At 29.4% G+C, this 14801-nt stretch carries 15 protein-coding genes and 1 pseudogene; all 16 read right to left on the bottom strand.

Annotation, left to right across the window (positions count from 1 at the left end):
* Window positions 1-3: 3 nt before the first annotated feature.
* Entirely contained in the window at window positions 4-918 is a 915-nt protein-coding gene (murB, locus tag BR82_RS0109520; protein ID WP_027089994.1) for a UDP-N-acetylmuramate dehydrogenase, read from the bottom strand.
* Between the two features lies 1 nt (window position 919).
* Window positions 920-2005, bottom strand: a complete 1086-nt coding sequence (gene murG, locus BR82_RS0109515; protein ID WP_027089993.1) for an undecaprenyldiphospho-muramoylpentapeptide beta-N-acetylglucosaminyltransferase — start codon at window positions 2003-2005, stop codon at window positions 920-922.
* Between the two features lie 28 nt (window positions 2006-2033).
* On the bottom strand, window positions 2034-3110 hold the full coding sequence (gene ftsW / locus BR82_RS0109510; RefSeq protein ID WP_027089992.1) for a putative lipid II flippase FtsW: 1077 nt from the start codon (window positions 3108-3110) through the stop codon (window positions 2034-2036).
* Window positions 3111-4587: 1477 nt separating this feature from the next.
* Window positions 4588-5025, bottom strand: coding sequence for a cytidine deaminase family protein (locus tag BR82_RS0109505; RefSeq protein ID WP_027089991.1), 438 nt, complete (start codon window positions 5023-5025; stop codon window positions 4588-4590).
* Window positions 5026-5049: 24 nt separating this feature from the next.
* Window positions 5050-5340 (bottom strand): Ig-like domain-containing protein, encoded by a 291-nt coding sequence (locus BR82_RS17715; RefSeq protein ID WP_027089990.1) that lies wholly within the window; start codon window positions 5338-5340, stop codon window positions 5050-5052.
* Window positions 5341-5723: 383 nt separating this feature from the next.
* Window positions 5724-5846 (bottom strand): hypothetical protein, encoded by a 123-nt coding sequence (locus BR82_RS17820; RefSeq protein WP_261794269.1) that lies wholly within the window; start codon window positions 5844-5846, stop codon window positions 5724-5726.
* A gap of 100 nt (window positions 5847-5946) precedes the next feature.
* The gene (gene murD / locus BR82_RS0109490; RefSeq protein ID WP_027089989.1) at window positions 5947-7287 is read right to left on the bottom strand and encodes a UDP-N-acetylmuramoyl-L-alanine--D-glutamate ligase; all 1341 of its coding nucleotides are present in this window, start codon (window positions 7285-7287) and stop codon (window positions 5947-5949) included.
* A gap of 1 nt (window position 7288) precedes the next feature.
* Entirely contained in the window at window positions 7289-8278 is a 990-nt protein-coding gene (gene mraY, locus BR82_RS0109485; protein ID WP_027089988.1) for a phospho-N-acetylmuramoyl-pentapeptide-transferase, read from the bottom strand.
* A 95-nt stretch (window positions 8279-8373) separates the two neighbouring features.
* Complete coding sequence (locus BR82_RS0109480; protein ID WP_027089987.1) at window positions 8374-8643, bottom strand: HPr family phosphocarrier protein; 270 nt, start codon at window positions 8641-8643, stop codon at window positions 8374-8376.
* Window positions 8644-8718: 75 nt separating this feature from the next.
* Window positions 8719-9243, bottom strand: coding sequence for a tRNA 5-(aminomethyl)-2-thiouridylate-methyltransferase MnmM (mnmM, locus tag BR82_RS0109475; RefSeq protein ID WP_027089986.1), 525 nt, complete (start codon window positions 9241-9243; stop codon window positions 8719-8721).
* 93 nt (window positions 9244-9336) lie between these two features.
* Complete coding sequence (gene bioD / locus BR82_RS0109470) at window positions 9337-9984, bottom strand: dethiobiotin synthase (protein WP_027089985.1); 648 nt, start codon at window positions 9982-9984, stop codon at window positions 9337-9339.
* Window positions 9981-10940, bottom strand: a complete 960-nt coding sequence (gene bioB, locus BR82_RS0109465; RefSeq protein WP_027089984.1) for a biotin synthase BioB — start codon at window positions 10938-10940, stop codon at window positions 9981-9983. Before bioB ends, bioD begins: the two co-directional genes overlap by 4 nt.
* On the bottom strand, window positions 10940-11506 hold the full coding sequence (locus tag BR82_RS0109460; RefSeq protein WP_027089983.1) for a biotin transporter BioY: 567 nt from the start codon (window positions 11504-11506) through the stop codon (window positions 10940-10942). The genes bioB and BR82_RS0109460 overlap by 1 nt, the downstream gene beginning before the upstream one ends.
* Window positions 11493-12455, bottom strand: a complete 963-nt coding sequence (locus BR82_RS0109455; protein ID WP_027089982.1) for a biotin--[acetyl-CoA-carboxylase] ligase — start codon at window positions 12453-12455, stop codon at window positions 11493-11495. The genes BR82_RS0109460 and BR82_RS0109455 overlap by 14 nt, the downstream gene beginning before the upstream one ends.
* Before the next feature lie 1168 nt (window positions 12456-13623).
* Window positions 13624-13968, bottom strand: coding sequence for a PadR family transcriptional regulator (locus tag BR82_RS0109450; protein WP_024722195.1), 345 nt, complete (start codon window positions 13966-13968; stop codon window positions 13624-13626).
* 538 nt (window positions 13969-14506) lie between these two features.
* Window positions 14507-14801 (bottom strand): annotated as a pseudogene (locus tag BR82_RS17260) (hypothetical protein); the annotation flags it as partial.

Here is a 14801-nt window from a genome sequence, read left to right as displayed (position 1 = left end):
ACTTTACTCCCAATTAATCAAACCAACCTCACGTTTTAATTCAACATTAAACTTTTCATGTACTTTTTGCTGTACCAGCATAATTAGATCATAAATGTCTTTAGCACTGGCATAACCGTTGTTAACAATAAAATTAGAATGCTTTGGTGACACTTGAGCACCTCCAATTTCATAACCTCTTAATCCACATTCGTCAATATATTGCCAAGCCGCTTTATTTTCAGGGTTTCTAAAAACACTGCCAGCACTTGGCATATTCCAAGGCTGAGTTGTCATTCTCCGTTCCTTTCGTTTATCTAAAACAGCTTTGATCTCATTTGGATCTTTAGCCGTTAATTCAAATTCAGCCTCAAGGATAATTAATTTGTGATTATCCTGACAAATAGAATGACGATAAGAAAATTTCATTTGTTCTTTATTATAGGTTACTACTTCACTTTTTTCATTTAAAAGTGTCACTGATTTTACAACACTAGCAATATCATATTTATAAGCACCAGCATTCATAAAAATACCGCCTCCAATAGAACCAGGAATTCCGCCCATAAATTCAAAACCGCTAAGTCCAATTTTAGCTGCCTGATAAGCTAGAGAAATCATCGATACCCCTGCCTGAGCTTTAATAATTGAACCATTTATCTTAACTTTATTAAAATTTTCATTTAAAGAAATAATTATCCCTTCATATTCCTTATCGGAAAACAATAAATTAGACCCCCGTCCAATTATCATATATTTGATACGATGTTTACGACAGTATTTAATCGTCTTTACTAAACTTTCAATATCTTTAACTGCTAAATAAATTCTTGCCGGTCCGCCTACTTTATAAGTAGTATGTTTATAAAGTGGTTCATCCTCAATTATCTTTCCAACATCTAAACTAGTCAAATCATCTTTTATTTGTGAAAACTTCATTTTAAGCTCCTAACATTTTTCTTATTAATTTATATATATCATCAAGAGCATTAGGTTTTCCTAATGCTTTAGCATTTTTCTGCATACTTTCTTGAACTATCTGATCATTTAAAATCCGATCTACTTTTTCTACAAAATCCTTACTATTCAAATCATTTTCAAGAATCATCATCGCCGCATTACGATCTGCCAATTCACGAGCGTTATATTCTTGATGATTAGCAGCGACATAAGGACTTGGAATTAAAATCGCCGGTATTCCAATTGAAGTAATTTCTGCAATCGTTGAAGCGCCTGCCCTTGATACGACTAGTGTTGAATTTTTTAAAACCGAAGGCATGTCATCTATATAAGGAACCAGCTTAATATTTTGTTTTAACTTTCCTAACTTAGCAGTCATTTCTTCAAAATTAGATTTACCTGTAACATATAGTACTTGATAATCTTTTTTTTCAAAACTATGCAATGATTCTAGCATCTTTTCGTTAACTGATTTTGAACCCAAAGATCCCATTACGATCGTTACTAATGGTTTGTTTTTATCTAAATCATATTTTTGGAAAATATCTTTAGGTTTAATTGAAGCAATGACACTTGCTCTTGGGTTACCTAATTTATAAGTTTTATCTTTAGGAAAAGATTTATAAGCTAGATCATAACAACAAACGATTTTATCAACATGTTTAATTAAAATCTTATTAGTTAAGCCGACAATCGAATTTTGTTCATGAATCATTGTTTTATAACCCAATCTACTAGCGGCTTCAACAACACTAGCACTAGGATAACCGCCAAAGCCAATAACAATATCAGGATCGAATTTCTTTACTATTTTTTTGGCCGTAAAAATAGATTTTACAAAAATAGCTGCGGCAATTCCCTTTTTGATCGGGTTACCTACTAACCCGCGCACATTTAAGCCAATATAATTATAGCCTTGTTGTGGAACAACAACTGATTCTAAACGATCTTTTGTTCCTACAAATAAAAATTCGCTATCTGGTTCTTTTTCTTTTATATAATCAACTAGTGCCAAAGCCGGATACAAATGTCCGCCTGTTCCACCAGCTCCAACAATCACTTTCATCTTCTCACCTCTATGCAATAGTATATCATTAATACATCGATTTTGAAATATTTAAAACAATTCCTACAGCAATAAGCGTAATCGTCAACGACGATCCCCCATATGACATTAACGGGAGTGTAACACCTGTTACCGGAAATAATCCTACCACAACTCCAAGATTAATTAAAGTCTGAATTCCAATCATTGCAATAATTCCAATCATTAAAAAACTTCCAAACAGATCTTTTACCTTAATTGCCTGATTGAACACGGTTACAAACAGGTAACCATAAAGGCTCACTAATAAGATTCCCCCAATCAAGCCAAATTCTTCTAAAAAAATTGCAAAAATAAAATCTGTCTGGGGTTCTGGTAAATAAAAATGTTTTTGTACACTATTATTAAAACCCACTCCTAATATTCCTCCAGGTGCGATGGCATATAATGATTGAATAATTTGAAAACCGCTTCCTAAAGGATCAGCAAAAGGATTTAAGAATGCTACGATACGAGCTAATCGATAAGGAGCTGAAGCAATCATCAAAATGATTCCAACTACACCAACGATTCCTAACATAATAAAATATTTAAAAGGAAAGGGACTAACGATCAACATCACAATAATTGAACAAGCCATAACTACCCCACTGCCAAAGTCAGGCTGCAACATAATCAAACCAAATCCTAAGCCTAATATCAACAATAATTTGAAACTAGCTTTTAATTTTTTCAATTCATGATAATGATTACTAATAAAATTAGCACTATAAATAATTAAAGCAATCTTAAATAATTCAGAAGGTTGTAAAGAAATTATTCCTAAATTAAACCAGCTTCTTGAACCCCCTCTTACTGCTCCAATTCCAGGAATCAAGACTAAAATCATTAAAATAAAAGAACCAATTAAAAGCTTATTAGCATTCTTTTGATAAATATGATAATCAATCTTAGAAAAAACAAACATTGCGATTATACCAATTATTGCAAAGATTCCCTGTCGTTTAATGTAATACAGTGAATCATCGAATTTATAACCAGCCCAAATATTAGAAGCGCTATAGACCATCATTAAGCCAATTACTACAATTATCAGTACCAAGATGACTACTCTTTTACTTTTCATATTCTTACCTCCAGTATAAGTATATGACTAATGATTTTAATAAATGAAAGAAGCTTTTATCCAAGACATTTTTATTCTAGTACCTTTTAATACTGATTCTTTATAGCTATCAATAAACATATCTAATCGATTGGTATCTGTTTCCATGATCGTGTAGTAAAATGAAGCATATATTTCTTTTATCTTTTTTATGACTAGATATTTTTCTTTAATGTTTTTTCAACAGTTTCGTTTATTCCTTTTTTGTCTTTGGCTGTTATGTATTTTAATATTTGTTTTCTTTTTATAGCAGTAATATCTTCAGCATATCTATATTCAATATACCGCCTCATTGAAATAAGGAACGCTAAAATTATTTTTTAATAAATATTTCCACGTGCCTTGATATTCTTTTTATAACATAGCTAAAATGATTTCTGGTTTTATTTTATCTAAAAGTATTTTATAGATCATATTGATATAATCGTCAGCAGCGTTACTCTTTGTTTGTATTTTTAGGATTATCTTTTAATTTCTTCTTCATTCATACAAACATATTTTTTACGGTAATCGGGCATATCAGCTGGTATTTAAATATTTAGAAGGATTCTATAAATACAGTAAGAATCCACTCACATTGTGAGTGTTTATCACCGAATGAATATGAGAGGAAACCAGCTAAATTTCTTACATTTAGTTAGTCCGAAATCTTAACATAGGATCAACTTCCGTGTTTGGCAATGTTTTACTTCTGGATTTGGATTTATTTTACTTCTTGATTTGGCAAGAATTTATTTCTGTACTTAGTATTACTTTATACTTTTTTTACATATTTTATTTATACTTACTTAAACTATTTAAATTTTCTAATTCTTATTACTTTAGTATCATTACTATAAAACAATGATGTAAGATTTTAAATATATTGACAACTGTTTCTAAAACTAAACAATGTTTCAAAGCAGTATTTAAAAAAAGTATCCATATTTAAATTTATATCCTTTAATTATACATTTATTTTAATACTTATTCTCTTTAAATATTCTATTTATAATTAAGATCATATTCATAGTACATTATCACAAACATCATCTATAAAACAGTTAGTATCAATTAATCACCAACATATGATAATCTTTATTTTCTAAATATTATTCCCATTTATTTTTAGCCTATTTATTATACTTTTTTCATAGATAAAAAATTTTTTCTCAAATTGATTTCATTATATTTTATATGTATCATCATTCATATACATATCAAAACCCTCAAATATAAATCAAAAAAACAGCACAATTTTTTGTGCTGTCTAATGAGCTGACCAACTTATGTTGCTATTAAACTGGCTGCCCAGATCATGTTGGCATTGTAGAAAAAGTATTTCAATACATCCTATGTTGATATTAAATATGATTTGGATATAGATTTTAATGATATTGATACTGCATTTCAATACATCTGCCATTATATTTATTAAGTTGTAACATATATAATTTATTTACTGATCAGCCTCATTATTTTTATAGCGATAATTTCCCCACCAGTCTGGTAACAGCTCTTTTAATTTAACTGTTTTTCTTTTATCATAATCAACCATGATTTCCATATCTTTATTTTTAATATTTAATTGCATAAAAAATTCTCTGCAGGCACCGCAGGGCATGCCACTGCCTTCATCAAAAGGAGCTTTGTCCCTAAATGCAATTAATCTTTTAACGATCGTTTGTCCACTATTTACATACATGTTCAATGCTGCTGTTCTTTCAGCACATAAATCAAGAACACCACCGCAGCTTTCAATACAAAAACCAGTATAAATTTCACCATTATCACTTTCTAAAGCGCAAACAACATGGTGTGCATATATAAAAGGGGACACTTCTTCAGGATGATATTGTTCTTTTGCTTTGATATATAATTTTTCCCAAATATCCATTATATCACTTTCCTTTCTTATATTTTATGGATTACATCTACTGCAAGGACGATAGCCTTGTGAAACTGCCGCTGCTTTAGATTCTTGTTTGTCTTTAACAGTAACATCACAAATCACCGATCTTTCATTGATTCTAGCAGTTATTGTCGTATTACCGGCCTTTAAAGCTTTTATATTTCCATCATTATCGACACTTGCTACAGATTCATTACTTGAAAAATATTGTACTGGTACATTGCTATTTGTTTTTATATTTATTTTATTACTTTGGTTAGCCTCTAAATTTAATGAACTGGCCGAAATTTTCAATTCCAATTTATTAATTGTAACTGGAAGGGTAAGATCTGAGGCATTCCCATATTTATCTGTTATTTTTATATTTGCATTATATGCACCAGCTAATGAATAATTTACCCCACTATCATCAATATCAACTTGATAATCAGATAATTCATCTACATCAATATAATTTTCATAACTTACACTATCGTATTCAACAATACTAACATCATTTAATTTGGTTAGTTTTGGTGCGGTAGTATCTTTTACATCTATTTCTAATTCTTTAGTTATTCCATGATATTTATAAGTTATTACATGTTTACCAACTTCAGGATAACGATCATTTTTATCAATTGTATCACAACTATACGAAAGATCATCTAAATCATCTAATCTTTCACCATATTCAAGATCAATTACGTCTTTTTTAACTCCAGTTCAGACTGTCCATTACCTTGTCCAATTATCCCCACTAATAAAACAACTAAAATACATGTCTTAAATTTATTATTTAAGATCCAATTATAAATTTTTTTCATTTCCTTTATCCCTCCATTTAAATTATACAATTATCATCAGCATAATTCTATAATTTAAAACAAAAAAATAAAATCCTGTAACCTTTGTTACAGGATCATCCTATATCTTATTAACAATATCTTTAAATACTCTACCACGCTGTTCATAACCAGTAAATTCATCAAAACTGCTTGTTGATGGTGATAATAAAACAATATCACCTGGCTGAGCATGATCAATTGCTTCTAAAACTGCTTCTTCAAGATTTTTTACACAAATACTATTTTCAATCTTCATCTCATCTTTAAAACGTTTACCAGCAGCACCAAAAGTAACTAAGCGTTTAATTTTATTACTGTAAGTTGCCATCTCTTGAAGATCTAAACCTTTATCGAAACCGCCCATTAATAAAATAACCGGCTGATCAAACGCTTTTAAAGCAATAATACTAGCATCAGTATTTGTAGCTTTGGAATCATTATATATTTTAATTCCGTTTATTTCTTTTACAAATTCAATACGGTGTTCAACACCAATAAATGAAGCAATTTCTTGATTAATGACTTCGTTAGCTACACCACATTTTTTAGCGATACAAATTGCAATCATAATATTTTGGATATTATGATTACCTACTATTTTAATATCACTAAGATCGATAATAAATTCATTTTGATAATAAATTGCATTATCTTTGATCATACAATCAGCTTTATCAGTTAATGACATTGTAATTTGTTTACATGGAACTGGATATTTTTTTAAATATTCTGATAAGACAGAGTCGTCTAGATTAACAACAAAATAGTCATTTTGATCAGTATTTTTATAAATATTTGTTTTTGAAGCATAGTATTCATCAAGTGAAGCCATATAGTCTAAATGATCTGGTGTTAAATTAATGATCGTTGAAACATATGGTTTAAAAGTATCAATATCTAATAATTGAAAATTACTCATTTCAATGACAATATAATGATTTTCTTCTTCCAATAAATTATGTTCTAAAACAATATCACATAAAGGCGTTCCCACATTACCAGCTAAATGAACATTATCATACTGCCCTTTTAATATTTTATCAATTAAAGTAACCGTCGTTGTCTTACCATTAGTTCCTGTTACTCCAATATAATTTTGTTTTTTAGCTACTTGAAAAGCTAATTCAATTTCTGTATAAACCGGAATTTTTCTTTCCTTTAGTCTTAAGATAAATGGTTTATGATAATTAATTCCCGGATTTTTAATTACAAAATCAAAATCACGTTCAAATAATTCATCGGGATGTGATCCCGTTATCATTTCAATTCCCATATCAACATAATGCTGATAATCAGGAATATCTTTAGCTTCTTTAAACTCATTTACTGTAATCGTTGCATTTAGTTTATTTAATAACTTAATTGCTGCCCTACCACTTTTAGCAAGACCGATCACTAATACTTTTTTTCCTGTCAACATCTTATAACACTCCAATTACTATTGATAAAATTCCACAAATAAATCCAACAAACCAAAATGAGATCGTTACCTGCTGTTCTGACCAGCCTAACATTTCAAAATGATGATGGATCGGTGCCATTTTAAATACTCTTTTTCCACGTAGTTTAAAAGAAGTTACCTGAATGATTACAGATAAAGTTTCCATCAAGAAAACACCACCAACTAAGATCAATAATAATTCCTGCTTCGTAAGGATCGCTAATACCGCTAAAAAGCCACCTAAACCAAGAGATCCAACGTCACCCATAAAGATTTTTGCAGGATGATAGTTAAACATCATAAATCCAAGTAAAGCTCCTACCATTGCTGTTGCATAACTTGCAAGTGGATAATCTTTGGTCATAATTGCAAAGATGATAAATGGTGCAATCGCCACCATCGAAAGCCCTGTAGCCAAACCATCTAAACCATCAGATAAATTAACACCATTACTTTCACCCGCAAACATAATTAAAATTAAAAATGGGTATAGATATCCAAAATCAATACTTACATCTATTAATGGAATAGTTACTACTGATGTAAATCCTGGAATAAAATTCATTGCGTAAAAATAACAAATAACTGCTAAAGCAATTTGTCCTAATAGTTTAGCTAATGGTGGCAATCCTTTATTACTGTGTTTAACAATGATCAAAGCATCATCGATCAGTCCAATCAAACTATAACCTACTAAAACAATTGTTGTTAAAATCAATTCTGGATTAAAGATATTATCAATATCAAAAATCAATGTACTAATTAATGTCGCTAAAATAGCTGCTAAAACAAAAACAATACCACCCATAGTTGGGGTTCCGTTTTTAGCTTTATGGGATGCCGGCCCTTCTTCACGTTCAACTTGACCAAATTTCATCTTATGTAGAAATGGGATTACTTTAGGCATAGCAATCAAAACTATTACGAATCCTACTCCAAAAGAAAAGATTAATTTTAAAAAGTTTTCCATTTTTTATTCCCCTTTTTTTAAATTCGCCTTTACTATACCATATTATCAAATAATAGGCAAAATAAAAGGGACAAAGTCCCAATTATTCGACAGTTTTATTTACTAATGCCTAATTCTTTCATCAAATCAATCACCTTATCGACAGCTGCCTCTTCATCTTCACCATCAGCAATAATTTCAATTTTTGCTTTAGTTGGAATTCCTAAAGATAAAACTCCCATCAATGATTTCATATTCACCGTCTTAGAAGCATAAACTAATTTAATATCGCTGTTAAAAGCCTTCACTCGATCAACCAGCTCGGTTGCGGGAGTAGCATAAAGACCAACGGGATCAGTCACGGTAACGTTAACTCTTTTTACCATCTTGCTTTCCTCCTTCTGTTACTTTTATTATAACATTGTTTCATAATTATTGCATTATTAATGATAAACTTTAAACTACCTTTTCTCAATTTCAATTACATATGGTGCCTTTGTTTTATTCATCATTTTAAACAACGCTACATTATAAATCATATGATCTAAACTACCAACATATTCATCAATTTTTAAACTTTCTTTTTCCCCCTCTGGATGTCCAATATAAACTACAATAAAAAGATGTCCCTTTTTATTTAAACATCTAACAGCTTTATCAATAGCTATTAAAGAAGTTGATACTTTAGTAGTAATTTCATGGTCTCCCTGCGGTAAATAGCCTAAATTAAAAACTCCCATATCAAAACTTTGAAGATAGTTATCAAAATTTTCATGACTATCTAAAATAAGTTCTACGTTATCAATATCATTGATCAATTTTCTTGTATTGATCAATGCAGTCTCCTGAATATCAAAACTATATACTTTTTTAGCTATCTTACTCAAAGTTAATGTATCATTACCATTTCCCATCGTAAAATCGATTGCAACTTCATATTTTTCATCTAATAATCTGCTTGTTACGTATTCTGTCATCGTTTTCATAATTTCACCCTTCTTATATTAACATATTTTTGCATAAAAAAGACTCTTTTGAATCATCAAAAAAGTCATTACTTATAAATTTTCACAGATTTATTATACTTTTCTAATCTTTTCACCATTTTTTATAAGATATCCTAATACTTTACAGCCACTTAATTTCTCTATCATTTTAAAATTATCTCGGTGAAGCAAATTATCTTCTTCAAAATAATTCATTATAAAACCTAATATTTCTAAACCTTGACTTTTCGCATATAAAGCAGTTAAAACCGCACTATTGATACTTCCAAGACCTGATGAAGTGACGATAATCAAAGGATATCCGGCTAGTTTCATTACATCGGTCAGCATAATTTGTTTATCATCATCACGTAATGGACAAATGATACCGCCACTGCCTTCAATAACTACTATGTCATGATTTTTTGATAAATCATGCAGATCTTTTTCTACTACTGTCAATTCAACAAGATCATTCGTTTTTTTAGCCGCTAAATGCGGAGCATAAGCATCTTCATAAAGATAAGATACTTTACAATCTGTTTCTTTTAAATTGGCATATTTAGATACATTCTCTTTATCACCAGGAATCATTATTCCATCAACTATCTCAGCTCCGCTTAAAGCTGCTTTATAGTAACCTACATGATATTGTTGTTTTAATTTTTTGATGATTCTAGATGTCACATAGGTCTTACCAATATCAGTAGCTGTTCCTGTTATAAATAATCCCTTGATCATAATTTGACTACCTCAAAGCCTAATTCTTTAATGATTCTTTGATCTTCATCGATCGTAATCCCCTGAGTTGTAAGCATATCTCCCGTAATTGCAGCATTAGCACCACTTTTAAAAACACTTAATCCCTGATCCTCTAACAAGCCTCTGCCCCCAGCCATTCTAATTACAGCATCAGGAAGAATAAATCTAAAAATTGCAAAAATACGTTCAACTTCTTCTTTTGATAAAGGGCAAAGATGTTCTAAAGGAGTCCCAGGAATAGGATTTAAAATATTGATAGGAATCGACTTTATTCTTAATTCTTTCAATTCAAAAGCTAAATCAATGCGATCCTGCCATGATTCATTCATTCCCATAATTCCGCCACTGCATACTTCTAATCCAGCTTTTTGAGCAGCTTTTATAGTTTCAATCTTCTGTTGATAACTATGAGTAGTACAAATATTGGGAAAATAGTTACGAGAAGTTTCTAAATTATTATGATATCTTTTTACTCCTGCTGCTTTTAATTTTGTTAATTGTTCCAAATTCAATAGACCAAGTGAGGCACACAAAGATATCTCTGTCGTATCATGAAGACTTTGATATATCTTAATAACATCTAAAAATTCTTGATCATTTAAACGCCGGCCTGAAGTAACGATTGAAAAACGTTTCACGCCTTTATTTTCATTATGTAAAGCCATATCTTTAATCGTTGCTTCATTAAGCAGATCATAAACTTCAACATTGGTGTGATAGTGAATCGATTGGGCACAATATTTACAATTTTCACTACAACGTCCACTTTTTCCATTAATAATTGAACATAAATCAAATTTATTACTACAAAAATACTCACGAATTAAATTAGCTGCCTGCTTTAGCCAAACTATATCAGCATCAACTAGTAAAATAGCATCAGACTTACTAATTTCATGACCAGCTAAAACATCTTTTAAAATCTTTTCCAACATTATCTTCTTCCCTTCTTAAAAACCTTTTCAAACTTAACTCCAGCCATCATCGCTAAAATACTTAAAAATATATCACCTGGTAAATCGATTGGAAAACATGATAATAACACTAACTTCCATGAAACTGCTGTACCTGTATAATAATTTAAAATCATATACTTATAACCTAAACCAATAATATAGGTCACTAGTAACCCTAAAAATACCGCTAACGCATATTTTTTTAAAGATGAAAAAGATGTCTTTTCAATAACTAAACCAGTAAAATATGCCCCCGCAATAAAGCCTAATAAATAACCAAAACTAGGTCTAACAATATACGCCAAACCACCACCAGCAGCAAAGATCGGTATTCCTAGTAAACCGATAACAACATACAATAAGACTGCTAAAGCACCTAGTTTTGATCCTAATAAGATTCCCGCCAATAAAACAAAGAAAAATTGTAATGTGAAATAATCCATGTATGGCACAGGTATTTGAATAAAAGCTCCTACCGCAATCAAAGCTGTAAAAATTGCACACTGAGTCATCTTAGTTGTGGTTAAAATTTTATTTTGTTCCATAATTTCCTCCCACAATACTGACTTCACCAGAACTTAAAATTAATTCTTGATCATTACATTCAACAACTAAATTACCATGATCATTGATATCCTTAACTATCCCCGTAAACAATTGTCCCTTGATCGTAAATTCAATATTTTTATTCAAAACACATGATAAGTTTTTATATTCAACTAAAACCTGTACAAAGTCTTCATCAATTATCTTAAACAGCTGCTTTAAAATTTCTGCAATAAATTGATTTCGATTAGCGTTATCTAAATTCAATGATGTCGCCTTATCCTGAAGTTCATCAGGAAATTCTTTAGTAGAAACATTTATCCCAATACCAATAATAACAGCTTCAATCATGCCACTTTCAAAATCACTAATTGCTTCTGTCAAGATTCCACAAATCTTTTTGCCCTGATAATAAAGATCATTGACCCACTTGATATCTGTTTTTATACCATATAACTTTTTAATCGCCCGGTTTACTGCTACAGCGGTTTTAATTGTAATAAAAGTCGCATCTTGGATCATTTCCTGACGTTTCAACAAAACACTCATATAGATACCTTTTTTTGCGGGAGAATAAAAACTACGACCAAATCGTCCGCGTCCGGCACTTTGTTTTTCAGCTACGATCACACAACGATCATTACCACCATCAACAGCCAATTTCTTCATTTGGTTATTAGTTGAATCAATACTTTTATAAGCATATATATCAATTTTTTCATCTAAATAACAGGCAATTCCTTCACTTGAGATAACATCGCTATTTTCCAGCAGGATATATCCTTTATTAGGTGTGGCCTCAATATGATATCCTTCATCTTTTAATGCTTTAATTGCCTTCCAAACAGCAGCTCGACTTACATTTAAACTATCTGCCAGTTCCTGCCCAGAAATTGCATTATTTCTATTTTTTTCTAAGATACTAATAATTTCGTGTTTAACACTCACTTTTTTCACCTCGTTATTAGGATAACAAAACCAGCTACGATTGTAAACTTATTTTTTTATAAAGTTTACAATTGTGACTAATAATAAAACCAGCACTAATTACACCAAAATATTTAAAAATTATTTTAGTATAATTATTATTGATCAATACATGATTAAAAAAGCACAAAAAATCAGGTATTTCATTCACACCTGATTTTTGTTTAAACTAAGATTTTATGCTTTTTTTGTAAGAATTGTTTTGATTTGAGTAGATTATCTAATTAATTTGTGAAATATAAATTTAAAGACAAACGCACATACTAATAACTAAATCATTAATAAGCTTATACCACAAATATGTATTGTAGTACTGTTATCATTTGTTCACGCTGAATAATACTTCTTTATAAACATGTAATTTTCTGATTTTTATTAGAAACAAAGCTCTTATTTATCACTATATAAAGATTTACCAATATCCTTGATTGTTTTGGATCTTACCCAAAATATAAAAGCTAGTCAATTTTCTAAAAACATGATTATTAAAAAAGCCTATAAATTATTAGTACAACATAATACAAAATGAATATTTATTTTTGCTTATATATATTTGTTTTAGATTTTTACCAGTTGCAATCATAACAAGATCTCTAGCATATCTTTTAAAACTAAAATACATGTTATAATAAATTCTCATTTTAATCACAAGTAAGAACAACTATTTTACTAAGTTACCACTATATCTATAACATTTATTTTTCGTACTGTCTGTACTTGTTTTTACAATTGGAATTCCATGAAATGCACCATCTTCTAAATATTCACAATATATCATTCGTTAATATTAAATTTTAATCCACAAATTTCAACAGGACTAAAGATTAATAAACTATTTAAAAAACTTTTCATTTCTTTTCTCCCCACATATTTTATTTTTCAATAATCTCTATTTCTTTATGCAAATTTGATTCATTTTTTATTTCATCAAGTTAATTCAATCTATACACCTTAAACATAATGACATAATAATTAAAATTAATACCACTCTGTTTTCTTTTTAATAAAACTGTCTGTATCAATTTTTATGATCATGTATCCCATATGGTCTATAAATCTAAAATTTCGTTATTCAAAAAATATTTTTTTAAATTGACGAGTATGATTTTTAATTTCATTTATGTATAGCTTACTCTTCACCTACATTACCTTTTTCACCATACTCTAAAATATCAAAAACACCCTGAATATTTTTTCTAAATTCTTCTCTAACAGTCATTAAATAATCTTTACCTGATTCTTCTAATTTATAATATACTCTGATTCTCTTTCCTGCTATAATGTCATAACTGCTTATATATTCCTTTTTTAACAATGTATGGACAACTGGATATAAAGTTCCTTCTTTTATATCCAAAGCACCATGAGAAATCTCTCTAATCATTTTACAAATCTCGTATCCATAACAATCTTTAACATTTAGGATACTTAAAACAAGCATATCAAAATTAAAAAAAGTATTTGCCTTTGCCATTTTCATCACCCACTTAAAAAATATCATAAATTTCAAATAATAACAACATAAATCGCTTTAAAACATAATAAATATTTGAATTATTAATATTATTATATAATTCAATTTTTTGATTTATATCATTTTATACACATATAATAATAGTATTAATGAAGAAAAAATTGTATGATAATAAAAAATATAAAACTAATTTATAATAGATCAACATATAAATTTAAAACTAAATAAAAATAATTTTTCTCAAAATTAAAATCAATTATAAAAAATAGTTTAACAACAATATTAAGATAACATTCTTAAAAATAGATAAAAACTAAATAAATCAGCAAATATTAAATTATATAAAAATTCTTCTTAATCATCAAGGATAAAACCAAACTATGCAGCAACGACGAGTAAATTTTTTAATTTAAGCAATTTTAATGATAAATATCTTAAGTGTTTATGACTGCTATATTTTTTCTGTTTTTTTGGCAAAAAGACCCTGCGAATTTTTTACTGTTTTTTTTTACTTTTCAAGGTCCTCATGGTACAATATCTATAGAGATATTCTACTTAGATGTAAAGGTTGCGCTATTTCCCTTACATCACTTGCACTTAGGGCTTGTGTCCTAAGTGCTTCTTTTATTCTTAGCGCCATTTTATGTATCGTTTCAAATATCCCCTTGTTCCTTTCATGCTGCTCCATTAACTGCATGATCATATGTGTCATCAACAACAGTATAAAATGTCCCTTTACTGCATTTTCATCATAACTGTAGATATGTCCCAAATTATACCCTTTGTTTTTTAAGTCATTGAATCCCTTGTTCTCTATCTTCCATCTCTTTCTT

The sequence above is a fragment of the Thomasclavelia saccharogumia DSM 17460 genome (genome assembly GCF_000686665.1).
GTDB classification, from domain to species: Bacteria; Bacillota_I; Bacilli_A; order Erysipelotrichales; family Coprobacillaceae; genus Thomasclavelia; species Thomasclavelia saccharogumia.
This window is presented reverse-complemented; position numbering and strand designations above follow the sequence as displayed.

Bases quoted from the DNA above. Each gene is read 5' to 3' on its own strand.
- murG (WP_027089993.1), bottom strand. From the start codon at position 2,005: ATGAAAGTGATTGTTGGAGCTGGTGGAACAGGCGGACATTTGTATCCG.
- BR82_RS0109480 (WP_027089987.1), bottom strand. From the start codon at position 8,643: ATGGTAAAAAGAGTTAACGTTACCGTGACTGATCCCGTTGGTCTTTAT.
- BR82_RS0109450 (WP_024722195.1), bottom strand. From the start codon at position 13,968: ATGGCAAAGGCAAATACTTTTTTTAATTTTGATATGCTTGTTTTAAGT.
- BR82_RS17820 (WP_261794269.1), bottom strand. From the start codon at position 5,846: ATGAAAAAAATTTATAATTGGATCTTAAATAATAAATTTAAGACATGT.
- bioB (WP_027089984.1), bottom strand. From the start codon at position 10,940: ATGTTGGAAAAGATTTTAAAAGATGTTTTAGCTGGTCATGAAATTAGT.
- mnmM (WP_027089986.1), bottom strand. From the start codon at position 9,243: ATGAAAACGATGACAGAATACGTAACAAGCAGATTATTAGATGAAAAA.
- ftsW (WP_027089992.1), bottom strand. From the start codon at position 3,110: ATGAAAAGTAAAAGAGTAGTCATCTTGGTACTGATAATTGTAGTAATT.
- BR82_RS0109460 (WP_027089983.1), bottom strand. From the start codon at position 11,506: ATGGAACAAAATAAAATTTTAACCACAACTAAGATGACTCAGTGTGCA.
- murD (WP_027089989.1), bottom strand. From the start codon at position 7,287: ATGTTGACAGGAAAAAAAGTATTAGTGATCGGTCTTGCTAAAAGTGGT.
- bioD (WP_027089985.1), bottom strand. From the start codon at position 9,984: ATGATCAAGGGATTATTTATAACAGGAACAGCTACTGATATTGGTAAG.
- mraY (WP_027089988.1), bottom strand. From the start codon at position 8,278: ATGGAAAACTTTTTAAAATTAATCTTTTCTTTTGGAGTAGGATTCGTA.
- BR82_RS0109505 (WP_027089991.1), bottom strand. From the start codon at position 5,025: ATGGATATTTGGGAAAAATTATATATCAAAGCAAAAGAACAATATCAT.
- murB (WP_027089994.1), bottom strand. From the start codon at position 918: ATGAAGTTTTCACAAATAAAAGATGATTTGACTAGTTTAGATGTTGGA.